This window comes from Pseudomonas phytophila, from assembly GCF_025643095.1.
Taxonomy (GTDB): domain Bacteria; phylum Pseudomonadota; class Gammaproteobacteria; order Pseudomonadales; family Pseudomonadaceae; genus Aquipseudomonas; species Aquipseudomonas quasicaspiana.
This window is the reverse complement of the sequence record NZ_CP081201.1, coordinates 478,445-502,917: the sequence shown is the minus strand read 5'-3', so window position 1 is coordinate 502,917 and position 24,473 is coordinate 478,445. Positions and strand designations below refer to the sequence as shown.

General features: G+C 56.8%; 21 protein-coding genes. 4 read left to right on the top strand and 17 right to left on the bottom strand.

Annotated elements, in window-relative coordinates; all coding sequences use genetic code 11:
* Window positions 1–157: 157 nt before the first annotated feature.
* The 4 genes from K3169_RS02305 to K3169_RS02290 form a co-directional block, all read right to left on the bottom strand.
* Window positions 158–1,060 (bottom strand): SdiA-regulated domain-containing protein, encoded by a 903-nt coding sequence (locus K3169_RS02305; protein WP_027900680.1) that lies wholly within the window; start codon window positions 1,058–1,060, stop codon window positions 158–160.
* Between the two features lie 300 nt (window positions 1,061–1,360).
* Window positions 1,361–2,281, bottom strand: coding sequence for an SdiA-regulated domain-containing protein (locus K3169_RS02300; protein ID WP_263269809.1), 921 nt, complete (start codon window positions 2,279–2,281; stop codon window positions 1,361–1,363).
* Window positions 2,282–2,456: 175 nt separating this feature from the next.
* Window positions 2,457–3,122: a fumarylacetoacetate hydrolase family protein gene (locus K3169_RS02295; RefSeq protein ID WP_027900682.1), complete on the bottom strand. Its 666-nt coding sequence runs from the start codon at window positions 3,120–3,122 to the stop codon at window positions 2,457–2,459.
* A 52-nt stretch (window positions 3,123–3,174) separates the two neighbouring features.
* Window positions 3,175–4,569, bottom strand: coding sequence for an FAD-binding oxidoreductase (locus tag K3169_RS02290; RefSeq protein ID WP_122394627.1), 1,395 nt, complete (start codon window positions 4,567–4,569; stop codon window positions 3,175–3,177).
* Window positions 4,570–4,738: 169 nt separating this feature from the next.
* Here K3169_RS02290 and serA point away from each other — a divergent pair, with 169 nt between their 5' ends.
* Window positions 4,739–5,968 carry a phosphoglycerate dehydrogenase gene (serA, locus tag K3169_RS02285; RefSeq protein ID WP_027900684.1) on the top strand — a complete coding sequence of 410 codons (1,230 nt, stop codon included), beginning with the start codon at window positions 4,739–4,741 and terminating at the stop codon, window positions 5,966–5,968.
* Window positions 5,969–6,161: 193 nt separating this feature from the next.
* Here serA and K3169_RS02280 read toward each other — a convergent pair whose 3' ends face one another.
* From K3169_RS02280 to K3169_RS02265, 4 genes are all read right to left on the bottom strand, one after another.
* The gene (locus K3169_RS02280; protein WP_231677976.1) at window positions 6,162–7,076 is read right to left on the bottom strand and encodes an IS3 family transposase; all 915 of its coding nucleotides are present in this window, start codon (window positions 7,074–7,076) and stop codon (window positions 6,162–6,164) included.
* On the bottom strand, window positions 6,992–7,288 hold the full coding sequence (locus K3169_RS02275; RefSeq protein WP_095096866.1) for a transposase: 297 nt from the start codon (window positions 7,286–7,288) through the stop codon (window positions 6,992–6,994). Before K3169_RS02275 ends, K3169_RS02280 begins: the two co-directional genes overlap by 85 nt.
* A 90-nt stretch (window positions 7,289–7,378) precedes the next feature.
* Window positions 7,379–7,816: a DUF4399 domain-containing protein gene (locus K3169_RS02270; protein WP_255878477.1), complete on the bottom strand. Its 438-nt coding sequence runs from the start codon at window positions 7,814–7,816 to the stop codon at window positions 7,379–7,381.
* A 221-nt stretch (window positions 7,817–8,037) separates the two neighbouring features.
* A complete protein-coding gene (locus tag K3169_RS02265; RefSeq protein WP_263269805.1) occupies window positions 8,038–8,661 on the bottom strand; it encodes a 2OG-Fe(II) oxygenase in 624 nt (207 codons plus the stop codon).
* Between the two features lie 149 nt (window positions 8,662–8,810).
* Between K3169_RS02265 and K3169_RS02260 the strand changes: the two genes are divergently transcribed.
* On the top strand, window positions 8,811–9,563 hold the full coding sequence (locus tag K3169_RS02260) for a DUF2059 domain-containing protein (protein WP_027900687.1): 753 nt from the start codon (window positions 8,811–8,813) through the stop codon (window positions 9,561–9,563).
* A 58-nt stretch (window positions 9,564–9,621) separates the two neighbouring features.
* Here K3169_RS02260 and K3169_RS02255 read toward each other — a convergent pair whose 3' ends face one another.
* Entirely contained in the window at window positions 9,622–10,563 is a 942-nt protein-coding gene (locus tag K3169_RS02255; RefSeq protein WP_231678204.1) for an alpha/beta hydrolase, read from the bottom strand.
* A gap of 194 nt (window positions 10,564–10,757) precedes the next feature.
* Between K3169_RS02255 and K3169_RS02250 the strand changes: the two genes are divergently transcribed.
* The gene (locus K3169_RS02250) at window positions 10,758–13,145 is read left to right on the top strand and encodes a penicillin acylase family protein (RefSeq protein ID WP_231678203.1); all 2,388 of its coding nucleotides are present in this window, start codon (window positions 10,758–10,760) and stop codon (window positions 13,143–13,145) included.
* A gap of 136 nt (window positions 13,146–13,281) precedes the next feature.
* On the opposite strand, the gene K3169_RS02245 is transcribed toward K3169_RS02250, so the two are convergent.
* The 8 genes from K3169_RS02245 to K3169_RS02210 form a co-directional block, all read right to left on the bottom strand.
* On the bottom strand, window positions 13,282–14,166 hold the full coding sequence (locus tag K3169_RS02245) for an ABC transporter permease subunit (protein WP_027900691.1): 885 nt from the start codon (window positions 14,164–14,166) through the stop codon (window positions 13,282–13,284).
* Window positions 14,163–15,083, bottom strand: a complete 921-nt coding sequence (locus tag K3169_RS02240; protein WP_122397864.1) for an ABC transporter permease subunit — start codon at window positions 15,081–15,083, stop codon at window positions 14,163–14,165. The genes K3169_RS02245 and K3169_RS02240 overlap by 4 nt, the downstream gene beginning before the upstream one ends.
* On the bottom strand, window positions 15,080–16,222 hold the full coding sequence (gene potA / locus K3169_RS02235) for a polyamine ABC transporter ATP-binding protein (RefSeq protein WP_027900693.1): 1,143 nt from the start codon (window positions 16,220–16,222) through the stop codon (window positions 15,080–15,082). The genes K3169_RS02240 and potA overlap by 4 nt, the downstream gene beginning before the upstream one ends.
* A 56-nt stretch (window positions 16,223–16,278) precedes the next feature.
* Window positions 16,279–17,373: a polyamine ABC transporter substrate-binding protein gene (locus tag K3169_RS02230; protein ID WP_263269802.1), complete on the bottom strand. Its 1,095-nt coding sequence runs from the start codon at window positions 17,371–17,373 to the stop codon at window positions 16,279–16,281.
* 233 nt (window positions 17,374–17,606) lie between these two features.
* Window positions 17,607–18,704, bottom strand: a complete 1,098-nt coding sequence (locus K3169_RS02225; protein ID WP_263269800.1) for a polyamine ABC transporter substrate-binding protein — start codon at window positions 18,702–18,704, stop codon at window positions 17,607–17,609.
* 195 nt (window positions 18,705–18,899) lie between these two features.
* Window positions 18,900–20,264 (bottom strand): aspartate aminotransferase family protein, encoded by a 1,365-nt coding sequence (locus K3169_RS02220; protein WP_263269798.1) that lies wholly within the window; start codon window positions 20,262–20,264, stop codon window positions 18,900–18,902.
* A 216-nt stretch (window positions 20,265–20,480) separates the two neighbouring features.
* Complete coding sequence (locus tag K3169_RS02215) at window positions 20,481–21,839, bottom strand: glutamine synthetase family protein (protein ID WP_027900697.1); 1,359 nt, start codon at window positions 21,837–21,839, stop codon at window positions 20,481–20,483.
* Window positions 21,840–21,873: 34 nt separating this feature from the next.
* On the bottom strand, window positions 21,874–22,650 hold the full coding sequence (locus tag K3169_RS02210; RefSeq protein ID WP_263269796.1) for a gamma-glutamyl-gamma-aminobutyrate hydrolase family protein: 777 nt from the start codon (window positions 22,648–22,650) through the stop codon (window positions 21,874–21,876).
* A gap of 275 nt (window positions 22,651–22,925) precedes the next feature.
* Between K3169_RS02210 and K3169_RS02205 the strand changes: the two genes are divergently transcribed.
* On the top strand, window positions 22,926–24,302 hold the full coding sequence (locus K3169_RS02205) for a glutamine synthetase family protein (protein WP_099267909.1): 1,377 nt from the start codon (window positions 22,926–22,928) through the stop codon (window positions 24,300–24,302).
* Window positions 24,303–24,473 lie beyond the last annotated feature (171 nt).

The following is a 24,473-nucleotide window of genomic DNA, read 5'->3' as shown; positions in this document are numbered from 1 at the left end:
GCAGCCTCAAACAACTACTGGCTTTAGGCTAAATGCACTCCCTGTGGGAGCGAATTCATTCGCGAAGGCGTTCTGGCATACACATATATGTGTCAGGTCTGGCCTCTTCGCGAATGAATTCGCTCCCACCGGACATTACAATGCCGTCTGTCTGTCTTTACTGCTTCTTGAACACGTAAAACAGATTGGGCTCACTCACTACGTAAAGGGTACCTTCGTCATCCATGGCGATGCCTTCAGCCTGGGGTACGGTTTTGCGAAGGCCCATCGAACCCTGGCTCAACGAAACATTCCCAACCGCCCGGCCTTTGGTATCGAGCTCAACGATTTGTCGGGACTCATCCGACAGCGCCAGCAAATGCCCGCTGCGCTCGTCAAACTGCAGGCTGGAGATATCCCGCACAAATATCTCTGCATTACGCCGGGAGTCGGAAGACACCTCTACATTGGGCGTTTCGACGTTTGCATACGGGAAGCCGCGCACCTCGATTATCTGGACCGGTCGACGCTCCTTGGCGACAAAAAGGCGCTGGCCTTTCGTGTCATACGCCAAGCCTTCGTAGCCGTTGTTATTACCTGAGCCGATACCCAGTGTCAGTTGCTCGGCATCTTTGGCGTCCAGAAAAGTGGTTTCATCATCGATGTGGATCTTGATCAGGCGCTGCTTGCGCTCATCGCTAATGACATAAACGCCAGGGCTGATGTATTCGACCGCCTCCGAGTCACCGAACCCTGTCAGGGGAATGCGGCGCAGCGTTCTACCATCCAGGCTTAATTCAACCAATTGGGCGTCTTTGTTAGTCACCGTGAACAGGCTTTTACGATCTGGATCGTAGCTCAGCGCCGATGCATCCGAATCAAGGCCTGCAATGGGTTGAGCCTCTATGACGACTTTATAGCCCCCCAGGCCGATAGCCTGAGCGTCCTCGCCCTGCCACAAAATCCTCCAGTTGAAGGATGCACGCTCAACGACGCGATATTCACGACCCGCAAAAAACGCCAATACAGTGAGAAGAATAACCAGAGGTATGAGGATTTTTCGGGAGAGAAGCAGGCGCATTCAGGTTGCTCGAGGTTCAGGCGGATAGCATGGATACCATGCGAATATGAATTGAAGCTTAATGGCGCAGAGCCATCAAGCCAATCCCTGTAGGGGATTCCCCGTCCTCCAGCCCCCCGCGCTGTCGCGCAGCAAACAGAGGACCCTGTAGGAGTGAGCTTGCTCGCGATTCGATTTCTTGGTCGACGAATTTATCGCATGAACTGACGCTATCGCGAGCAAGCTCACTCCTACAGGGGCCTTGCTTGCTCAGCCACAGCGTGGTCTCGGGGCCACCGAGGCTTCTAAAAATACTGCGAATCACTTCTTCTTAAACGAATAAAACAGGTTCGGCTCGCTGACGATGTAAAGGCTGCCGTCGTCATCAAACGCTACGCCTTCAGCACGCGGGATGGTGTCTTTCAGACCGTTGAACCCACCCAGCAAGGTCATGAAGCTGACCTGTTGGCCGTTTTCATCCAGTTCCAGCAGCATGTGTGAGTCTGCGGACAGGGCCAGGGTGTGCCCGGTGCGGGGCTCAACGGTCAACGAGGAGAGATTGCGCATATCCAGAGACTTGCTCTCGACCTTTTGCTTCTCACCTTTCAAGACGTCGCTACCATCGCTTTCCCAAGTGAATATCGCAGCGGGGCGCTCTTCCCCCAGCAGCAATTGCTGGCGACGCGGATCCCAGGCAGTGCCCTCGAACGCTTTATTCTGGTTATCGGAAGGACCGAGGTCATACTCCCGAAAATCAGCGATGTTCAGGGTGGTGGTTTCCGGCGTGACCTTGACGATAGTCAGGTGATGCTGGCGCTCATCGCTGATAGCCATGAAGCCATTCTCCATCACCGCAACCGCCTCAGGATTACTCCACCCCACCAGCGGGATCTTGCGAAGCACATCGCCTTTGAGGGTCAATTCAACCAGAAACGGATGCTTGCCCATGACCGCAAAGAGTGTTTTGGTCACCGGGTTATAAGACACATCCGACGCTTCATCGTCCTCCATGCCAGGAAGCGGTTTGGCGTCGATGTCGACGACGTAGTCAGGCAGCCAGACACTGGCTTTGCGATCGGCAAGACTCTGAAAGCGCTCACCCAGCCACAGCCGACCACGATCATCCCAATGCATTACATGGGCAACGACGCCGCCAATCACCACAACCAGCAACAGCCAGACGTACCAGCGCGGGCGAGGTAGGCGACGTGACGTTTTGGTCGACGATGAAGGGTTGGTCATGAGCGTTCCCGAGTATGGATAACATCCGATGGCACAGTGCCCCAAGCGGGGAACTGGAGGCCGGATTATCCAGATCAATTGTGAAAAAAACGCCAATTGTTCAATTCAGGCGGTAAAAAACATAAAAACCGCCTGCGATGCGCATCGCAGACGGCTTTTAGTCACGCTTTGGTAATCAGCGAACGCTACTTTCGAAGGCTTTCTGACCAACCAGCTCAATCACCAGCTCATCGCCAGCCAACAGCGGGCCAACGCCTGCCGGAGTGCCGGTCATGATGACGTCACCGGCCTGCAGCGAAAAGCAGGCTGCCATGTGCTGAATCACCGGCACGATAGGGTTGAGCATGTCGCGGCTGTTACCGTCCTGGCGGACTTCGCCATTGATGGTCAGACGAATGCCGATGTCGGTCAGGTCAGAGAAGGTTTCAGCCGGAACGAACGGAGCGATAACAGCGGCACCGTCGAAAGACTTGGCTTCTTCCCATGGATAGCCCTTGTCGCGCAGCTTGGTCTGAAGATCCCGCAGGGTCAGGTCCAGGCCGGGAGCAAAACCGGAAATCGCGTCCAGCACTTCTTCGCGGGTCGGGTTCTTGGTCAACGGCTTGCCGATCAGCACGACAATTTCAGCTTCGTAGTGCACTGCGCCACGATCGGCGGGGATGGTGAAACCACCTTCCAGTGCAACAACGGCGCTGCCTGGCTTGATGAACAGCAGTGGCTCGGTAGGCACGGCGTTGTTCAGTTCCTTGGCGTGCTCGGCGTAGTTGCGACCTACGCAAACCGCCTTGCCCATAGGAAAGTGGATACTCGTTCCGTCGACATACTTATGCTGATAGCTCATGGCGGCTCCTTGGTCTCGTTGTGGTCACGCCACTATAAATAGTGACGGCCAATTAAACAGCGAAGATTTTTCCGGGGTTCATTATGCCGTTCGGATCGAATGCCGCCTTGATGGCTTTCATGTATTCGATTTCCACCGGCGAGCGGCTGTACGTCAGGTAATCACGCTTGGTCATGCCTACACCATGCTCGGCGGAAATCGAGCCGTTGTATTTCTGAACGGTTTCGAACACCCATTTGTTGACCCTGGCGCACTTGACGAAGAACTCTTCCTTGTCGAGGGCCTCAGGCTTGAGGATGTTCAGGTGCAGGTTGCCATCGCCGATATGGCCGTACCAGAGCACCTCGAAATCGGGGTAGTGCTCGGCAACGATCGCATCGATTTCACCCAGGAACGCCGGCACTTTCGACACAGTCACCGAGATGTCGTTCTTGTAGGGCGTGAAGTGGGAAATGGTTTCGGAGATGTATTCGCGCAGCTTCCACAGGTTTTTCAGTTGCTGCTCGCTCTGGCTCATCACGCCATCCAGCACCCAGCCCTGCTCGACACAATGCTCGAACGTCGCCAATGCTTCATTGGCCAGATCTTCGGTGGTGGCCTCGAATTCCAGCAGCACATAGAACGGGCAAGGCGTATCGAAGGGCGACGGCACATCACCGCGTGCCATGACGCGAGCGAACGACTTGTCAGAGAAGAATTCGAACGCCGTCAGGTCCAGCTTGCCGTGAAAGGCGTGCAGCACCGGCATGATCGAGTTGAAATCGGTAGTGCCCAGCACCATCGCCGTCAGGTTCTTGGGCGCGCGATCAAGGCGCATGGTGGCTTCGACGACAAAGCCCAGCGTGCCTTCAGCTCCGATGAACAACTGGCGCATGTCGTAGCCGGTCGCGTTCTTGATCAGGTCCTTGTTCAACTCAAGGATGTCGCCCTTGCCAGTCACCACTTTCAGGCCAGCGACCCAATTGCGGGTCATGCCGTAGCGAATAACCTTGATCCCGCCAGCATTGGTGCCGATATTGCCGCCAATCTGGCTGGAACCCGACGATGCAAAATCCACCGGATAGTAAAGGCCGTTTTCTTCCGCCAGGTTCTGCAGTTGCCGGGTGATGACGCCCGGCTGGACGCGAGCTGTGCGCTCGGTGACGTTCAGTTCCAACACCTGATTCATGTAATCGAACGAAACCACCACTTCCCCATTGGCCGCGACCGCTGCCGCAGACAGCCCGGTTCTGCCGCCAGACGGGACCAGCGCGACCTTGTGTTCATTGGCCCACAGGACGATGGCCTGAACCTGCTCGATGGTCTTGGGAAAGACGATGGCAACGGGCGCAGGTGTGAATTGTTTGGTCCAGTCCTTGCCGTAAGTCTCAAGGGATGCGGCATCGGTCAGCACTTTTCCAGGCTCAACCAGGGTCTTCAGTTCATCTACCAGCGCAGAATGGATCATCGACAGAACTCTCGAACAATTCATGGTCATCCTGAGAACGCTTCACGTCCAGGAATGGGGTTTCGCGGGGTGCATATGCTAGCATACGCCCCCCGCCAATCGAGCTGACGGCCCGATTCGCGACCGCTTCACTTACTGCCAAATTTCTCCGGGACACAGGTTAAAGCAGATGAGCAAGACTTCCCTCGACAAGAGCAAGATCAAGTTCCTTCTTCTCGAAGGCGTCCATCAATCCGCTGTGGATGTCCTCAAGGCAGCCGGTTATACCAGCATCGAGTACCACACCAAGTCTCTGCCGGAAGCCGAACTGAAAGAAAAGATCGCCGACGCTCACTTCATCGGCATCCGGTCTCGCACCCAACTGACTGAAGAAATGTTCGATCACGCGAAGAAACTGGTCGCGGTCGGCTGCTTCTGCATCGGTACCAATCAGGTTGATCTGGACGCGGCCCGCGAGCGCGGTATTGCAGTGTTCAACGCGCCGTACTCCAACACTCGCTCGGTCGCCGAACTGGTGCTGGCCGAAGCGATCCTGCTGCTGCGCGGCATCCCGGAGAAGAATGCATCCTGCCACCGTGGCGGCTGGATCAAAAGCGCTGCCAACTCTTTCGAGATCCGTGGCAAAAAACTGGGCATCGTCGGCTACGGTTCGATCGGTACTCAGCTGTCCGTATTGGCTGAGAGCCTCGGCATGCAGGTGTTCTTCTTCGACCCGCTGACCAAGCTGCCACTGGGCAACGCGACTCAGGTCACCAGCCTGACCGAACTGCTGGGTATGGCTGACATCGTTTCGCTGCACGTGCCTGAGCTGCCGTCCACCCAGTGGATGATTGGCGAGAAAGAAATCCGTGCGATGAAGAAGGGCAGCATCCTGATCAACGCCGCTCGCGGTACGGTCGTTGAACTGGACGCCCTGGCGGACGCCATCAAGGACAAGCACCTGATCGGTGCGGCTATCGACGTGTTCCCGGTTGAGCCTCGCTCCAACGATGACATCTTCGAAAGCCCGCTGCGCGGCCTCGACAACGTGATCCTGACCCCGCACATCGGTGGTTCCACCGCCGAAGCTCAGGCCAACATCGGTCTGGAAGTGGCTGAGAAGCTGGTCAAATACAGCGACAACGGTACGTCGGTGTCTTCGGTCAACTTCCCTGAAGTGGCCCTGCCTGCTCACCCTGGCAAGCACCGCCTGCTGCACATCCACGAGAACATCCCGGGCGTGCTGATGGAGATCAACAAGGTCTTCGCCGAAAACGGTATCAACATTTCCGGTCAGTTCCTGCAGACCAACGAGAAAGTCGGTTACGTGGTTATCGATGTCGATGCCGAGTATTCCGATCTGGCTCAAGAAAAGCTGCAACACGTCAAAGGTACGATCCGTAGCCGCGTGTTGTTCTAAGCGGTTCTGGCTCAACAAAAAGGAGACCTTCGGGTCTCCTTTTTTGTGTCCGTGATTTCTGCACCAGCTTATGACCTGTAGGAGCGCGCTTGCCCGCGATGGCGTCTGTACTGTCGATACATTCATCGACTGACAGACCGAATCGCGGGCAAGCTGTAATGGTCCAGTTTTTTTGGACCGTTCCGTAGGAGTGTTAGGCCGCCAGTTTTTCGAAAACAGCTGGCGGCAGGTTATTCGAGGCAGAGTGGCAACGTCGATGGTTGTAGTGAGCAATAAAATCCATCACGTCTCGTTCTGCCTCGAAGTGATTCGAGTAACCGTTCTCAGGTGACCAATCGTGTTTCTGTGATCGGAAGTAGCGTTCCACTACCGCATTGTCCCAACAGTTTCCGCGCCGACTCATGCTCTGCACGATTTGCTTCTCGGCCAGATAGCTAACGAAGCGGTCAGCGGTGTATTGGCATCCCTGATCCGAGTGAAACACCAGCTCGGAAGAAGGTCGGCGCAGCCCCACCGCAAGTCGTAAAGCCTGCAATGAAAGCTCGGTATCGGCCGTCCTTGAAAACGCCCAGCCAACGATCCTGCGCGAGAAAAGATCCATCACAATTGCCAGGTACAGCCAACTACCACCGACACGGATATAGGTAATGTCTCCCGCCCAGAACGTGTTGGGATGTTCAGGGTTAAAGCGTCGTGCCAGCACATTGGGCGCAATGTTGGACGGTTTGGTAGCCCGTCGATAGTGCGCATGCTGTGCCCGACGCCTCACCAAACCCAGACTCTTCATCAAGCTGCGCATACGATGACGCCCCATTTGGACGCCTTGTGCCTTCAGCGCTTTAACAAATCCGCGACTGCCCAGCGCGCCTCGATGTTCTTTGTGCAAAAGCCGGATCTTCTTCTCTAACTGCGGCTCGATACTGCGTTTAGCTCGAGGCCGACGCATGGCGTAATAACTGCTGCGAGGTATGCTCAGTACGCAGCACAAGCGTCGAACCGACAGCTTCTTTGTAGCGCCCTCAATCATTTTCTTCGGCCAAACAGCACCTTTAGATGAGAGGGCAACTGCTTTTTTAAAACATCGTTCTCGGCCTCCAGCAGTGCCAATCTGGCCTGCAGCGAGTCGATGAGATCTTGATCCTGAGGCCGGGTAGTTTGCGCGGCTCCTACCTGCTCCTTGCGCCACCGTGAAACCCAGCGCCGCAACGCGGTAGGCCCTACGCCAGTCTGCTCACACGCTTTAGGCACTGAGTAATTCAACTCAACGACAAGGCGAATAGCCTCGGCTTTTTCTTCGGCTGTAACGACCCGAAATCCCATGATGCTTCCTTAGGTTGATACTCCTACATCATGGTCCATAAATATTGAGCCACAACAAGCGCGCTCCTACAGGGTTAACTGCCAGCCCAACTATTTCACATTCACCCTGATCACCTTCGATTCAACCGAAGGATTCAGCGGAATGTGGCTCTTGTCTCCCACCAGCAACTGCAAGGTGTGAGGGCCAGGCGGCAAAGTGACTTCAGTTTCGGTCTGCCCTTTACCGAAATGACGGATGTTGTCAGTCATTGGCAGCGGTGCATTCAGGTCCGGCTGGTCTTTGACGTCGATCAGCAAGTGGTGATGGCCAGTTTCGGGGATGTCCACACCCGCAGGCGCTACGCCCATGCCCTTGAGGCCAAACTGGACCTTGAACGTCCCCGGCACCGTCTCCCCATCCTTAGGCGAAATGATGTACACCTCGGCCCCGGCAGGTGATGGCGTGCGCGGTACGTCGGCAGCACTGGCCATCAGCGACGCCCCGAACAGCAGGCCTGCGAGAGCGGTTTTTGCAGAAAGGGTTTTCATGGGTTCTCCAGTCAGGCAGTCAGCCCTTGAATGGCATCCCTGTAACCATAGCGCGGCACTGGCTTAACGTTCTGGAGAAGCAGGCTTTATGACAAAGATTTCATGCAAACATCGTTTTGTAGGAGCTGCCGAAGGCTGCGAAGCATTCATCCTGACAGACCGCTATCGCAGCCTTCGGCAGCTCCTACAGGTCAAGCGTTTGTTGCACGACTGAGAGGCGCTTAAAACACCCCATCCCCACGTCGACGAAACCAGCCAGTCAATGAAAGCCGATCACGGCTGGCTGGCATCACCTCGTGGGGGATATCCCCAGACATGAATACCACCAGGCAGCCACCGGTTGGCTGCACGTCATATTCCACGCCGTCATCGAGGAACATGCGCAGCTGTCCACCATGCTCCGGCAGCCAGGCGTTGTTCAGATAAACCACCGCTGAGACCATACGCCGGTCGTCGTCGCGGAAGCGATCCACATGCTTGAGATAGAACGCCCCTGGCGGGTACAGAGCGAAATGGCTTTCGAAGTCTTCCAGCCCCAGAAACAAACCGCGATTCAGCGCCTGACGCAGACTGTCCATCAACCCCAGATAACGATCACAAGGCTCAGACTGCCCGGCCTCCAGCCACTGGATATGATCGCCACGAATCCCTTCGCGAATCTCTTGAAATGGCCCGCGTCCGACAGCAGCAGGCGCGAGTTCACCTTCGGCGGCACGCGTGCGGCACTCGTCGGCCAGCTCCAGCGTCAGGCTTTCAGGCAAGAAAATATTTTGCTGCGACCAGCCGCGGGCAGCGAGGTCGTCGACGATTCGAAGCAGCAGCGGATGATCAGAGACGATTTGCATGGCGCATAGTATCCAGCCGCCCGGGAATCGGGAAGTGTCCGCACTCGACTGACCACTAAGTGAATGAAATTTCACAGGGGCGGCAAACTCATAACTCGACAAAGCCCCGTAACCACCGGGACAATAGCGACCTGCCGACAGGAGTCCCTATGCGCCGTTTGTTTGTTGTGTTGTTGATGTTCTGCACGATGCCCGCCTGGGCAGACAGCTATGACCAGTTGTACAAGGTCGCCGGCTGGCCAGAACAGCGCGCGCATTTCAACGACGCCCTCAAAGCTGCGCAACAACGCTATCGCAACAGCCTGCCACCTGCGGTATTTCAAGCGCTGGTCAACAACAGCAATCAGCGTTTCGCCCCTCAAGCCATGGATCAACGCGCCGAACAGCGCCTGCGCGAAAGTCTGCGCAACCCCAACCCTGCGCTGCAGTTCTTCCAGTCTCCGCTGGGGCGCAAGATCGTCAACGCCGAATTGACCGCCACTCGCCCTGACCAGTTGGCAAAAAATGCCAAAGGCCTGCCACAGATTCAGGCCGACGCTACTCGCCAACTGTTGATCGGTCACCTCGCCCAGGCACTGCCCGCCAAGCAGGCAGGTGCTGAAGTCAGTCTGGCGATTGCCGGTGTGGCCGCCGACAGCCTGAGCCAAATGATTCCTGGATTGCTGGGCGGCGGTCAGGCTCAGGGCATGCTCGACGGTCAGCGCGAACGTCTAATGGCGCAGATCGAGGCAGACATGAACAACACCTTGCTCTACGTCTACCGCGACCTCTCCGATCCGGAACTGGAAGAGTTTTCCACTTTTGCTGAATCCGCCGACGGCAAGGCTTACTACCAGGCCGCACTGGCGGCGATACGCGCCGGGCTGGCCGTTGGGCAAAGCTCGTCGAGCCTGGCACCTTAAAAACCCCGTTTTTTCAGCCTGCCGATGACAAGACCCGCAGCTCTGTCGCGGAATAACATCAGCCCATCTGGCGGTCCAGAAACGCGAAATAAAGTGCGCGAGTCTCAGGCGTTTCGTTCGCCAGATGATGGCGCGCATTGTCGATCATCAGCACTTTTGGCTCCGCAAATTTCTCGTTCAGCACTTTCAGGTTATGACGCCAGTCAACGGTCATGTCGGCGTCACCCTGGATAATGATCGGGCTGCGTGAGCTTGAAGGGGCGGACTCTATGCGCTTGATCCAGCGCGCCAATGCGCCGACCCAGGCAGTCGGCAAACGACGTGGTTGCAAGGGATCTGCCAACAGAAACGGCAGAAACGCAGGGGCGTTGGAGTTTTCGCTGAAGCGCCGGGCGATGCCCGTGACGAAGGGATTGAGCAGTTGATAGCTCAGCTTTGACCACCCCCACGCCCGAGGCCTGACCAGTGGCGCAAGCAGAATGACCTGACCTTGAGCGGGACTTTCAACGCCACGATCAAGCAAATGGTCGATCAGAATCGCAGCCCCCGTGCTTTGCCCGCAAAGGTGCCATGGCGTGGGCAACTGCAGTGTGCGTGCCTCCTCGAACAAGCGTTGCAGGACGGCCTGATACTCGGCGAAGTCGTCGATGCTGGCGCGCGCACCGCTGGACAGGCCGTGACCGGGCAAATCACACGAGATCACCGCAAAACCCTTGCTCAGCGCCCACTCGATCACATGCCGGAACAGGCCCATGTGGTCATAAAAGCCATGCATGAAAAACAACGTCGCCACGGGTTTATCCGGAATCCAGACCTGCCCGACAATCTCATAACCACCCACATCCATTCTGCCCAGCCAGGTGCGCAGTGGACGCTCCAGCCCCAACCTGTCCAGCACGTAAAAGCGCTGGTACGCCAAACCCTCCGCAGACAGCGGCTGGGCAGCGCTCAACGGTTTCAGACTGTTGCGCAGGGCGTCGGGGTCAAACGTGGCAGACATGGGTTTTCCGGAAGGACGATAAACGGTGCAGGGATATTCAGCTGTATCCCTGAACATCGCAAGCCGGGCCCGCCCAAACAGCTGCAAATGGTTCTCACAGGATTGCATTCAAATGTGAATCAATGCGTCTAGCCGTCCAACATGCCCTCCAATATGCCTACAATCGCGCCTTGTCGCCTTATCTGAGAAGCCGGATGAAACGCAGCCTGTCTATCCTTGTATTCATCATCGCCCTCGTCATTGGCGCGAGCGCCTGGTATCTGCACAGCAAGCAACCTCAGCGTGACGGTGAGCTATCCCTCGCTCACCTCCAGGCGCCAGTCAGCGTGCGTTATGACGAGCGCGGCGTGCCGCATATTCGCGCCGAGAACGAAGCTGATCTGTATCGCGCACTGGGTTATGTGCAAGCTCAGGACCGACTGTTCCAGATGGAGATGATGCGTCGCCTGGCACGGGGCGAACTGGCTGAAGTGCTGGGCCCAAAACTGGTCGCGACGGACAAGCTGTTCCGCAGCCTGCGTATTCGTGAACACGCCGACGACTATGTCGCCCGCCACGACAAAGACACACCGACCTGGAAAGCCCTGCAAGCCTACCTTGACGGCATCAACCAGTATCAGGACAGCCACGCCAAACCGCTGGAGTTCGATCTGCTGGGCATCCCCAAACGACCGTTCACCGCAGAGGACACACTGAGCGTCGGCGGTTACATGGCCTACAGTTTTGCCGCTGCCTTTCGTACCGAGCCTTTGCTGACCTACGTGCGTGACGAACTGGGTGCCGACTACCTGAAAGTCTTCGACCTCGACTGGCAGCCACAGGGCGTTCTTGATCAGCCAGCCAGGCTTTCAAGCAGCGACTGGAAAAACCTCAATCAGCTCGCGTACCTGAGCAGCCAGGCACTTGAAAAAGCGGGTTTACCTCAGTTCGAAGGCAGTAATGCATGGGCGGTTTCCGGCAATAGAACCAAAAGCGGCAAACCGTTACTGGCGGGCGATCCGCACATCCGCTTCTCGGTGCCGGCGGTGTGGTACGAAGCCCATCTGTCCGCGCCGGGCTTTGAGCTGTACGGTCATCATCAAGCGCTCAACCCTTTCGCGTTCCTGGGCAACAACATGGACTTCGGCTGGAGCCTGACCATGTTCCAGAACGATGACCTGGACCTGATTGCCGAGAAGACCAATCCGCAGAACCCCAATCAAGTCTGGTATCACGGGGAGTGGGTCGACATGACCACCACCGAACAACAGATTACGGTCAAAGGCGAAGCGCCGGTCACACTGACGCTGCGCAGGTCGCCTCATGGTCCGATCGTCAACGACGTGATGGGTGTCACCGCAAGCACCACACCGGTTGCCATGTGGTGGTCATTCCTGGAGTCGGAGAACCCGATTCTGGAAGGCTTCTACGAAGTAAACCGTGCCGATACGCTGGATAAAATGCGCGCCGCGGCCGAGAAAATTCAGGCACCGGGGCTGAACATCGTCTGGGCCAATGCCAAAGGCGATATCGGCTGGTGGGCCGCGGCGCAGCTGCCTGTTCGCCCGGAAGGGGTCAACCCGAACTACATCCTCGATGGCAGCACTGAGCAAGCCGACAAGCTGGGCTTTTACCCCTTCAGCGCCAACCCTCAGGAAGAGAACCCTGCGCGCGGCTACATCGTCTCGGCCAACTTCCAGCCACTCTCGCCCACCGGCATGCAAATCCCCGGTTACTACAACCTGGCTGATCGCGGCCAACAGCTGAACCAACAGCTGAGTGATGCCTCGGTGAAATGGGGTCTGGACAACAGCAAAGCGCTGCAACTGGGCACGAAAACTGAGTATGCCAATCGGGTTTTACAGCCTTTGCTTCCAGTCCTCCGCGAGGTCATCAGTGACCCGGAAGAGAAAGCGCTGGTAGAGCGACTGGCCAACTGGAAAGGCGACTACACGGTTGATTCGGTAGGCGCGACGTTATTCAACCAGTTCCTCTTCGACCTGAGCGAAGAAGTCTTCCACGATGAGCTGGGCGATGGTCTCTTTGAAACGCTGCTATCAACAAGGGTGATCGATGCTGCCCTGCCCCGCGTAGCCGCCGACGCCAGTTCGCCGTGGTGGAACAATCGTAATTCGCCGCTCGAAGAGAACCGCGCCAACACCGTCAAAGTCGCGTGGCACGCCACGGTGTCGCACCTGAAATCCACATATGGGCTCAACGCGGACGAATGGCGCTGGGGCAAAGCCCACACCCTGACCCACGCTCATCCGCTGGGCACGCAAAAGCCGCTGGATACGCTATTAAACGTCGGTCCGTTCGCAGCGCCAGGCACTCATGAAGTGCCGAACAATCTTTCGTCACGCATCGGACCTGCGCCTTGGCCAGTGACCTACGGCCCCTCAACCCGCCGCCTGATCGACTTCGCCGACCCGGCCCACGCGCTCGGCATCAACCCCGTCGGACAGAGCGGCGTGCTGTTCGACAAGCATTATTCGGATCAGGCACAGACCTACATCAACGGCGAGTACGTGCCGCAGCATCTGAGCGAAGAGGATGTGGCGAAGAATGCACAAGGCACCTTGAGGTTGATGCCGGGGCACTGATTAAGCGGCGGCGGAGATTTACCCTGTGGGAGCGAATTCATTCGCGAATGGGCGGCACATTCAAAATATCTTTGTCTGATGTACCGCATTCGCGAATAAATTCGCTCCCACTAGGTTCACGTCGTGCCAACTGATACTAAACCGGCGCAGCCGCGCGGCGTGGGTCGGGCTGTTTGTAGCTATCAGCCGCGCTTTCTTCGATGGCTTGCTGGATGGCTTTCTTGCGCTGTTGCTCGGCACGGCGGCTGAAGAACCAGACCAGGAAAGTTGCGCACGAAACGGCCAGCAGAATCAGGCTCGCGACGGCGTTGATTTCCGGCTTAACACCCAGGCGTACAGCGGAGAAGACTTCCATCGGCAAGGTCGTTGAACCCGGACCAGAGACAAAGCTCGCCAGTACCAGATCGTCCAGCGAAAGCGCAAAAGACATCATGGCCCCCGCCGCCAGCGAAGGCGCGATCATCGGGATGGTGATCAGGAAGAACACCTTCCAGGGCCGCGCACCAAGATCCATGGCAGCTTCTTCGATGGACAAGTCCAGCTCACGCAACCGTGCCGAAACCACCACGGCCACATAAGCCGCGCAGAACGTGGTGTGAGCGATCCAGATGGTGACGATGCCCCGCTCTTGCGGCCAGCCGATCAACTGGGCCATGGCCACGAACAGCAGCAACAGCGACAGGCCGGTAATCACTTCAGGCATGACCAGCGGCGCCGTCACCAGCCCACCGAAAAACGTGCGGCCTTTGAAGCGTGTGATGCGGGTCAACACGAACGCTGCCATGGTACCCAGAGCTACCGCTGCAATCGCCGTGTAGGTGGCGATTTCCAGAGAGCGCATCACCGAGCCCATCAGTTGCGAGTTATCCAGCAGCCCGACATACCAGTGCACCGACCAGCCACCCCAGACCGTGACCAGTTTGGAGGCGTTGAACGAGTAGATGACCAGAATCACCATCGGTGCATAGATGAACAGCAGCCCAAGGACCAGCATCATGTTTGAGAATCGAAAGCCTCTCATGCCCTGCCCTCCAGCTCTTTGGCCTGACTGCGGTTGAACAGAATGATCGGCACGATCAGGATCAACAGCATGATCACCGCCAACGCCGAAGCCACCGGCCAGTCACGGTTGTTGAAGAACTCTTGCCACAACACGCGGCCAATCATCAGGGTTTCCGGCCCGCCCAGCAGCTCAGGAATAACAAACTCACCAACCACCGGAATGAACACCAGCATGCAACCCGCAATGACCCCGTTCTTGGACAGCGGCACGGTGATCTTCCAGAAGCTGTTGAAGTTACTCGAGCCCAGGTCAGACGCCGCCTCAAGCAGGCTTGCGTCATGTTTAACCAGGTTGGCGTACAGCGGCAGGATCATGAACGGCAGGTACGAATACACCACGCCGATATAGACGGCCAGATTGGTATTCAGAATCTGCAACGGCTCGTCGATGAGGCCCAGCCACATCAGGAACGCATTGAGCAGCCCGTTATTGCTGAGGATGCCCATCCACGCGTACACCCGGATCAGAATCGCGGTCCAGGTCGGCATCATGATCAACAGCAACAGCACGGTTTGCAGTTCCTTGCGTGCGGTCGCAATGGCATAGGCCATCGGGAAGCCGATCAACAAGCACAGCAAGGTGCTGAAGAACGCCATTTTCAGCGAGCCCAGATACGCCGAAATGTACAGGTCATCGCCTGTCAGCAACGCGTAGTTGGCGAAGTTGAGGATGACCTCGAACTTCTGCTCGGCGTAGCTGAAGATTTCGGTGTAGGGCGGAATCGCCACGTCGGCTTCGGCAAAACTGATCTTGATGACGATCAGAAACGGCAGAGCAAAGAAAAGAAACAGCCAGAGGAACGGCGCTCCAATGACGAGCTGCCGGCCGTTGGGGGTTATCCGCCCCAGAGCACGCTTGATTTTGCGTATCTTCATGAGCGCAATACCACGCCGCTGTCGTCTTCCCACCAGACAAACACTTCATCGCCCCAGGTCGGTCGTGTGCCTTGGCGCTCGGCGTTGGCAACGAACGACTGCACCAGCTTGCCGCACGGCAGTTGCACGTAGAACACCGAATGGCCGCCCAGATACGCGATGTCGTGGACTTTGCCCCGCGACCAGTTGTATTCGAAGCTCGGCTGCTCTGTGGTGACCAGCAGTTTCTCCGGACGCAACGCGTAGGTGATGTGTTTGTCTTCCACCGAGGTCGTCACGCCGTGGCCGACGTAGATATTGCGCTCCAGCTCGGGGCTGCGAATCAGGGCATGGCCTTCCATGTCCTCGATCACTTCGCCTTCGAACAGGTTGACGTTACCAATGAATTCGCAGACCAGGCGGCTGGTCGGGGTTTCGTAGATGTCGATCGGGCTGCCGATCTGAGCGATCCACCCCAGGTGCATGATCGCGATGCGTTCAGCCATGGTCATGGCTTCTTCCTGGTCGTGGGTCACCATCACGCAGGTCACGCCGACCCGCTCGATGATCTCCACCAGTTCCAATTGCATCTGCGAACGCAGTTTCTTGTCCAGCGCGCCCATCGGCTCGTCGAGCAACAACAGCTTGGGCTTCTTCGCCAGGGAACGAGCCAGCGCCACACGCTGACGCTGACCGCCAGACAATTGATGAGGCTTGCGACGCGCATACTGGGTCATTTGCACCAGCTTGAGCATTTCAGCGACGCGCTCGGTGATTTCCGCCTTGGGCAGCTTGTCCTGCTGAAGACCGAACGCGATGTTCTGCTCCACCGTCATGTGCGGAAACAGCGCGTAGGACTGGAACATCATGTTGATCGGACGCTCGTACGGCGGCATGTCGGTGATATCGACGCCATCGAGGAAGATCCGCCCTTCTGTCGGCCGCTCGAAACCGGCCAGCATGCGCAGCAGCGTTGACTTGCCGGAGCCGGAACCGCCCAGCAAGGCGAAAATCTCGCCCTTGTTGATTTGCAGGGACACGTCGTCCACGGCAATCGTCTCATCGAATTTCTTCGTGACCCGATCGATTTTGACCAGCACCTGCTTGGGTTGCTGATCGCCTTCGAGTGATTTCTTGTAGGCGCCGGAGGCAACTGCCATGGGTGAAACTCCCAACTGGTTTGCAGCCCGGTCTGCATGACCGGGCGCGGGGTCTTTTATTTACCGGATTTGATTCGGGTCCAGCTGCGCGTCATGACGCGCTGAATCTTCGGCGGCAACTCGGAATTGACGTACAGGCGCTCCTGCACTTCCTTGGACGGATAGACCGCCTCATCCGCGCGAATGTCCTTGTCCATGAATTCGTCTGAAGCCGGGTTCGGGTTGGCGTAACCCACTTCGTCACTGACCTCAGCGATCACCTTAGGCTCAAGCATGTAATTGATGAATGCGTGGGCCTGCTTGGTATTTTTCGAGTCCGCAGGGATCGCCAGCATGTCGAACCACAGGTTGCCGCCCTCTTTCGGGATGCTGTAGGCGATGTTCACGCCCTTGCCTGCTTCCTCTGCCCGGGACTTGGCCTGGAACACATCGCCCGAGAAACCGGCCGCTACGCAGATATCGCCATTGGCCAGATCGGTGATGTATTTAGAGGAGTGGAAGTAGGTCACGTAAGGACGAATCTCCATCAGCTTGGCTTCGGCCTTTTTATAGTCGGCTTCGTTCGTGCTGTTGGGGTTCAGGCCCAGATAATTGAGCATCGCCGGGAGCATTTCATCGGCAGAATCGAGCATGGCTACGCCACAGCTCTGCAGCTTCTTGATGTTTTCAGGTTCGAACAGCACCGACCAGGAGTCGATCTTGTCGACACCCAACACCGCTTTGACTTTCTCGACGTTGTAACCGATGCCGTTGGTGCCCCACAGGTACGGCACAGCGTACTGGTTACCAGGATCGTTTTTCTCCAGACGCTTGAGCAGCGCCGGGTCGAGATTCTTGTAGTTCGGCAGCTGGCTCTTGTCGAGCTTCTGGAACGCGCCCGCTTTGATCTGCTTGCCGAGGAAGTGGTTGGACGGCACGACAACGTCATAGCCCGTGCGGCCCGCGAGCAGCTTGGCTTCCAGGGTTTCATTGGAGTCGAACACGTCGTACATCGGCTTGATGCCGGTGGTTTTTTCGAAGTCTTCGAGGGTGGTTTTGCCGATGTAATCGGACCAGTTATAAATATGCACGGTGGGTGCGGCGTGCGCTGCGATGGTAGCTGTCAGCGTGGCGGCGGCGAGCATGGATTTGGCAAATAAAGAAATAGACACGTGAACAATCCTTTTTGAGGTGGGGTCTGGTGCCCGTGTCGGAAAGTTGAGCAGATCAGGTCGGAAAAATCCGGGGGCGCAACTTACCGTTGTTGACCGCGTATCGCAAAAAAACTTTATGTGACAGTGCCTTGGACTTACCTGTAGGAGCTGCCGAAGGCTGCGATGCAATGTCTCTGACACACCGCTATCGCAGCCTTCGGCAGCTCCTACAGGTTTTCCGTCAGCCGGGATTATTTACCCGACTTAATCTTGGTCCAGCTGCGGGTCATGATCCGCTGGGTGGCGGCTGGCAGGTCAGCGATGGCGTAAAGCTTGGCCAGCACATCAGCAGGCGGGTAAACGCCCGGGTCGCTGGTGATGTCTTTATCGACCAGGGCCGTTGCCGCCGAGTTACCGTTCGGGAAGCGCACTTCGTTGGTGATCTCGGCCATGATTTCCGGCTGCAGCAGGAAGTTCATGAACTTGTAGGCACCGTCGACGTTTTCCGCGTCTTTAGGGATTGCCACCATGTCGTAAAAGCTGCCAGCACCTTCTTTCGGAATGTTGTAGCTGACTTTCACCTTGCCACCGGCTTCTTCAGCGCGGGATTTGGCCTGATAGATATCGCCCGAGTACCCCACGGCGACGCAGATGTTGCCGTTGGCCAGGTCGGAGATGTACTTGGAGGAGTGGAAGTAACCAATCGAAGGGCGAATTTTCAGGAACAGCGCTTCGGCTTCAGCCAGCTGTTTCTTGTCCTGGCTGTCGGTTGGATAACCGAGGTAGTGCAGGGCAATCGGCAGCATTTCGGTTGGCGAATCGAGGAAGCTGATGCCACAGGATTTCAGCTTGGCGGCGTTCTCTGGTTTGAACAGCAAGTCCCAGGAATTGACCGGAGCGTCTGCACCTAGTGCAGCTTTGACTTTGTCCGGGTTGATGCCGATACCGATCGAACCCCACATGTATGGGAAGGCGTGCTTGTTGTCCGGATCGCTGACCGACACGGCTTTGAGCAGGTCGGTGTTCAGGTTTTTGTAGTTGGACAGCTTGGACTTGTCCAGCGGCTGGTAAACGCCGGCTTTGATCTGCTTGGCCAGGAAGTTGTTCGACGGCACGACGACGTCGTAACCGGACTTGCCGGCAAGCAGCTTGGCTTCCAGGGTTTCGTTGCTGTCGAACACGTCGTAAACGACTTTGATGCCCGACTCTTTTTCGAATTTGGAGATGGTGTCCTTGGCGATGTAATCGGACCAGTTGTACACGTGCAGCACTTTGTCGTCAGCCTGCGCAGCGGCGGCCACAACACCCATGAGGGACAAAGCGAGGAGGGTCTTGCCAAATTTCTTCATGTGTACAACTCCAGTGTTATTAGGTAGCGGCTTCTAGCCATTAGTCTGGCAATTTCCGGGGCACGCTTTCAAGCTTTCATGTGGGAGCCGGGCTTGCCCGCGATAAGGCTGGACGCGGTTCACTTTAGATCGCGTCCAGCCTTATCGTCCGAATGCGGCCCAGACCAAGCCCGGCTCCCACAGTTCAAGACCGGCCTAACCTTGCAGCTCGGCCAACGTCAGATCCAGGCACTTGCGGGCTTTCTCGACCAACTCATCAATTTCCGCAAAACTGATCACCAGCGGTGGCGCGATAATCATGGTGTCGCCTACAGCCCGCATAATCAGGCCATTGTTGAAGCAGAAGGTTCGACAAATCATGCCAGCCCCTTTGCCGGTGTAACGCTCGCGGGTTGTCTTGTCCTTGACCAGCTCAATAGCCCCCAAAAGACCCACACCACGGACTTCACCCACCAGCGGATGATCGCTCAGCTCACGCAGACGTTTCTGCAAGTATGGTGCCGTTTCCGCATTGACGCGCTCGACGATTTTCTCTTCGCGCAGGATGCGAATATTCTCCAGCGCCACGGCCGCAGCCACCGGATGCCCTGAATACGTAAAGCCGTGATTGAAGTCGCCGCCTTCGTTGAGCACCGCCACCACATCGTCACGCACAATCAAACCGCCCATGGGGATGTAACCCGAGGTCAGGCCTTTGGCGATGGTCATCATGTCCGGCTTGAGGCCGTAGAAGTCGCTACCAAACCACTCACCCGTACGGCCAAACCCACAGATCACTTCGTCGGCGACGAACAGGATGTCGTACTTGTCGAGGATCTCTTTGACCTTAGGCCAGTAGGTATCAGGTGGCACGATAACGCCGCCCGCACCCTGAATTGGCTCGGCAATAAACGCACCGACGTTGTCCTCGCCCAGTTCGAGAATTTTCTTCTCCAGTTGCTCGGCAGCCCAGATACCGAACTCGTCCGGCGTCATGTCACCGCCTTCACCAAACCAGTACGGCTGCGGGATATGCACGATGCCCGGGATCGGCAAGTCGCCCTGCTCGTGCATGTAGGTCATGCCACCCAGGCTTGCGCCCGCGACTGTCGAGCCGTGGTAACCGTTGACCCGGCTGATGATGGTTTTCTTGTTCGGCTGGCCTTTGATCGCCCAATAGTGGCGAACCATGCGCAGCATGGTGTCGTTGCCTTCCGAGCCGGAACCGGTGAAGAACACATGGTTCATGCCTTCAGGGGCGATTTCGGAGATGACTTTGGCCAACTCCAGCACCGGCGGGTGAGCCGTCATGAAGAACAGGTTGTAGTACGGCAGTTCGCGCATCTGCTTTGCGGCTGCATCGGCCAGTTCTTCGCGGCCATAACCGATGGCGACACACCACAGGCCGGACATTCCATCGAGGATCTTGTTGCCCTCGCTGTCCCACAGATAAACCCCGCTTGAGCGGGTGATGATCCGCGGGCCAACCTCTTTGAGTTGCTTGTAATCGCTGAACGGGGCCAGGTGATGCTCACTGCTCAAGGCCTGCCATTCGAGGGTTTGCGGGTTTTTGGAACTCATTACACAACTCCATATGCTTTTAGCTTGTAGTGCTTAAGAGCATCCAAGCTGGAACACGGTTTTGATGTGGGAGCGAGGCTTGGTCTGGGCGGCATTCCGACGATAAGGCTGGACGCGATTCACTTGAGTCCGAGGTGTTCTTATCGTCGGAATGCCGCCCAGACCAAGCCTCGCTCCCACAGGTCCAGCGTTCACTTCAGATCTGAGTGCCTTGTATCAAACCGCAAACAACAGGAACTCGCGCTCCCACGAACTGATGACGCGTTTGAAATTTTCATGCTCGGCACGTTTGACCGCGACGTAGCCCTTGATGAATTTCTCACCCAGGTATTTCTCGACGGTCTTGCTGTTTTCCATCCGCTCCAGTGCATCTTCAATGGTCAACGGCAGACGCAGGTTGCGCCGTTCGTAACCACGGCCGACGACCGGAGCACTCGGGTTGATGTGTTCAACCATGCCAATAAAGCCGCACAACAGGCTCGCGGCAATCGCCAGATAAGGGTTGGCGTCGGCGCCGGGCAAGCGGTTCTCCACACGACGGTTCTGCGGGCCGGCATCCGGGACACGTAAGCCAACCGTACGATTTTCTTCGCCCCACTCAACGTTTACCGGTGCCGAAGTATCGGGCAGGAAGCGGCGGAACGAGTTGACGTTAGGCGCGAACAGCGGCAACAGCTCGGGGATCAGTTTCTGCAAGCCTCCGATGTGCTGCAGGAACAGCTCGCTCATGGTCCCGTCTTCATTGGAGAAGATGTTCTTGCCGGTCTTGATGTCGATGATGCTCTGGTGCAAATGCATGGCGCTGCCAGGCTCGCCCGTCATCGGCTTGGCCATGAACGTCGCTGCGACATCGTGCTTGAGGGCCGCTTCGCGCATGGTGCGCTTGAATACCAGAATCTGATCGGCCAGCGACAAGGCGTCACCGTGACGGAAATTGATTTCCATCTGCGCCGTGCCGTCTTCATGGATCAGTGTATCCAGGTCGAGATTTTGCAGTTCGCACCAGTCATAGACGTCTTCGAATAGCGGATCGAACTCGTTGGCCGCTTCGATGGAGAAAGACTGACGACCCGTCTCAGGACGCCCGGAACGCCCGACTGGCGGCTGCAACGGGTAATCGGGGTCATCGCTGCGCTTGGTCAGGTAAAACTCCATCTCCGGCGCAACAATGGGCTGCCAGCCTTGATCCGCGTAGAGCTTGAGGACTTTCTTCAAGACGTTACGCGGTGACAGCTCAATGGGGTTGCCCTGCTTGTCGTAGGTGTCATGGATGACCTGCGCGGTGGGCTCTATGGCCCAGGGCACTACATAAACTGCGTTGGCATCCGGACGGCAGAACATATCGATGTCTGCCGGGTCGAGCAATTCGTAATAGATGTCGTCTTCGACGTAGTCACCGGTCACCGTCTGCAGCAATACGCTCTCCGGCAAGCGCATGCCCTTTTCGGCAATGAATTTGTTGGTGGGAGAAATCTTGCCGCGAGTGATCCCGGTCAGGTCGGCAATCATGCATTCGACTTCGGTGATCTTGTGTTCTTTCAACCAATCGGTGAGCTGGTCGAGGTTGGTACTCATAAATACCTCAGGTGGTCAGAGTCCTGATCGCGAATCAGGCGTTATTTGACGCATCGGCGTCGCGTTGTAGTGCTCGTTTACGGCAGGCATCGCCAAACGCCTGGAAGATGACAAGGTAATCAGGGTTCGCCGTAACTTGCCACTCGGGATGCCATTGCACGCCCAGCGCAAAGCCCGGACTGCCCTGGACCGAGACGGCCTCAATCAGGCCATCGGGTGCGAGGGCCTCAACCCGCAGGCCCGGTGCCAGACGCGCGATACCTTGTCCATGAATCGAATTGACGCGGATTTCACTCGCCAGCCCAAGCGTATCCAGTACGCCTCCCGGCTGAACGCGCATGGAATGGCTTGGCGCATACTGGACTTCAACCGGCTCATTGTCGGGTTCACGATGATCCATGAAGCCTTCAGTTTCATGGACACGCTGATGCAGGCTGCCACCAAACGCCACATTCATCTCCTGAAAACCACGGCAAATGCCTAAAACCGGAACACCGGCTGCCACGGCAGCACGAATAAGCGGTAAGGTGGTGCGGTCGCGTTCGGGATCATGAGCAGTACCCGGCGCACTGGCTGGGCCACTATAGTGGTAGGGTTCGACATTGGAAGGCGAACCGGTAAACAGCAGTCCATCGAGACTGGAAAGAATGTCAGCGGGGTCCAGCAAGGGGCCAAGTGAAGGCAGAATCAACGGCATGCCCCTGGCAGCCACTGCTACCGCGCGGACATACTTGTCGCCAGAAACATGATAAGCATGATGACCGATCTGCTTGGTGCAGGCGGTGACGCCGATCAAGGGCAGGCGTGACATGGGACCCCCGTGTTGTTGCTGTTCTGGGTTGCAATCGAGCTTAGCCTTGTTCGTTTTTTTACACAACAGGCCTTTAGAAATCGAACAGGCACCGTGAAAGCCCCGTAATCCGTAGCCTTCCGCTGTCAAATACTTGCCCTGAATTGCGGCAAAAACGGCCTTTTTGCGCCCTTTCGGGGCAAGGGAAGGCTCTATTGACTTCATCATGGCTTTCGGATTGACTGAAACCCGTAAAGCTCAATGATTGATATTTTTAACAACAAAGGTGTTGCATCATGTCGGTACCCCCGCGTGCCGTTCAGCTTAACGAAGCGAACGCGTTCCTTAAGGAACATCCTGAGGTTCTGTACGTTGACCTTCTGATTGCAGATATGAATGGTGTGGTGCGCGGCAAGCGCATTGAACGCACCAGCCTCCATAAGGTTTACGAGAAGGGCATTAACCTGCCTGCCTCTTTATTTGCCCTGGATATCAATGGCTCGACGGTCGAAAGTACCGGCCTGGGTCTGGACATCGGTGATGCTGACCGAATCTGCTATCCAATCCCCGACACCCTGTGCAATGAGCCTTGGCAGAAGCGCCCTACCGCGCAATTGTTGATGACCATGCACGAACTGGAAGGTGACCCGTTTTTCGCTGACCCGCGCGAAGTGCTGCGCCAGGTCGTGACCAAGTTCGACGAAATGGGCCTGACGATTTGCGCCGCTTTCGAGCTGGAGTTCTACCTGATCGATCAGGAGAATGTGAACGGCCGTCCGCAACCACCCCGCTCCCCGATTTCCGGCAAACGCCCGCACTCGACACAGGTCTACCTGATCGACGACCTCGACGAATACGTCGACTGCCTTCAGGACATTCTGGAAGGTGCCAAGGAGCAAGGGATTCCTGCTGACGCCATCGTCAAGGAAAGTGCTCCGGCCCAGTTTGAAGTCAACCTGCATCACGTTGCCGACCCGATCAAAGCGTGCGACTACGCGGTATTGCTCAAGCGCCTGATCAAGAACATCGCCTACGACCATGAGATGGACACCACCTTCATGGCCAAGCCTTACCCGGGCCAGGCAGGCAACGGCTTGCATGTACACATCTCGATCCTGGATCGCGATGGCAAGAATATCTTCACCAGCGAGGATCCCGAGCAGAACGCCGCGTTACGTCATGCCATCGGCGGTGTGCTCGAGACCCTACCGGCACAGATGGCGTTCCTTTGCCCGAACGTAAATTCGTATCGCCGGTTTGGTGCTCAGTTCTATGTGCCCAACTCCCCGAGCTGGGGCCTGGATAACCGTACCGTGGCCGTACGAGTACCAACCGGCACTGCCGACGCGGTACGTATCGAGCACCGTGTTGCGGGTGCCGACGCCAACCCTTATCTGTTGATGGCTTCTGTTCTGGCGGGCGTGCATCACGGCCTGACCAACAAGATCGAACCAGGCGCGCCGGTATCGGGCAACTCTTACGAGCAGAACGAACAAAGCCTGCCCAACAACCTGCGCGATGCATTGCGGGAGCTGGACGACAGTGAAGTCATGGCGAAGTACATCGATCCTAAATACATCGATATCTTCGTCGCCTGTAAGGAAAGTGAGCTGGAAGAGTTTGAACACTCCATCTCCGACCTTGAGTACAACTGGTACCTGCATACCGTTTAACGACTGATGTGAACAGTAAAAACGCCGCATAACCGAAAGGTTGTTCGGCGTTTTTTTGTGTGGAGCTTTCTGCGTCTGAACCGGCCTCTTCGCGAATGAATTCGCTCCCACAGATGTGCGATGTGATCCCCGTGGGAGCGAATTCATTCGCGAAAGCATTGAATCCATCAC

Bases quoted from the DNA above. Each gene is read 5' to 3' on its own strand.
- serA (WP_027900684.1), top strand. From the start codon at position 4,739: ATGAGCAAGACTTCCCTCGACAAGAGCAAGATCAAGTTCCTTCTTCTC.
- K3169_RS02210 (WP_263269796.1), bottom strand. From the start codon at position 22,650: ATGTCACGCCTGCCCTTGATCGGCGTCACCGCCTGCACCAAGCAGATC.
- K3169_RS02270 (WP_255878477.1), bottom strand. From the start codon at position 7,816: ATGAAAACCCTTTCTGCAAAAACCGCTCTCGCAGGCCTGCTGTTCGGG.
- K3169_RS02220 (WP_263269798.1), bottom strand. From the start codon at position 20,264: ATGAGTTCCAAAAACCCGCAAACCCTCGAATGGCAGGCCTTGAGCAGT.
- K3169_RS02215 (WP_027900697.1), bottom strand. From the start codon at position 21,839: ATGAGTACCAACCTCGACCAGCTCACCGATTGGTTGAAAGAACACAAG.
- K3169_RS02245 (WP_027900691.1), bottom strand. From the start codon at position 14,166: ATGAGAGGCTTTCGATTCTCAAACATGATGCTGGTCCTTGGGCTGCTG.
- K3169_RS02305 (WP_027900680.1), bottom strand. From the start codon at position 1,060: ATGCGCCTGCTTCTCTCCCGAAAAATCCTCATACCTCTGGTTATTCTT.
- K3169_RS02225 (WP_263269800.1), bottom strand. From the start codon at position 18,704: ATGAAGAAATTTGGCAAGACCCTCCTCGCTTTGTCCCTCATGGGTGTT.
- K3169_RS02240 (WP_122397864.1), bottom strand. From the start codon at position 15,083: ATGAAGATACGCAAAATCAAGCGTGCTCTGGGGCGGATAACCCCCAAC.
- K3169_RS02250 (WP_231678203.1), top strand. From the start codon at position 10,758: ATGAAACGCAGCCTGTCTATCCTTGTATTCATCATCGCCCTCGTCATT.
- K3169_RS02260 (WP_027900687.1), top strand. From the start codon at position 8,811: ATGCGCCGTTTGTTTGTTGTGTTGTTGATGTTCTGCACGATGCCCGCC.
- K3169_RS02255 (WP_231678204.1), bottom strand. From the start codon at position 10,563: ATGTCTGCCACGTTTGACCCCGACGCCCTGCGCAACAGTCTGAAACCG.
- K3169_RS02300 (WP_263269809.1), bottom strand. From the start codon at position 2,281: ATGACCAACCCTTCATCGTCGACCAAAACGTCACGTCGCCTACCTCGC.
- K3169_RS02290 (WP_122394627.1), bottom strand. From the start codon at position 4,569: ATGATCCATTCTGCGCTGGTAGATGAACTGAAGACCCTGGTTGAGCCT.
- potA (WP_027900693.1), bottom strand. From the start codon at position 16,222: ATGGCAGTTGCCTCCGGCGCCTACAAGAAATCACTCGAAGGCGATCAG.
- K3169_RS02205 (WP_099267909.1), top strand. From the start codon at position 22,926: ATGTCGGTACCCCCGCGTGCCGTTCAGCTTAACGAAGCGAACGCGTTC.
- K3169_RS02295 (WP_027900682.1), bottom strand. From the start codon at position 3,122: ATGAGCTATCAGCATAAGTATGTCGACGGAACGAGTATCCACTTTCCT.
- K3169_RS02275 (WP_095096866.1), bottom strand. From the start codon at position 7,288: ATGGGATTTCGGGTCGTTACAGCCGAAGAAAAAGCCGAGGCTATTCGC.
- K3169_RS02265 (WP_263269805.1), bottom strand. From the start codon at position 8,661: ATGCAAATCGTCTCTGATCATCCGCTGCTGCTTCGAATCGTCGACGAC.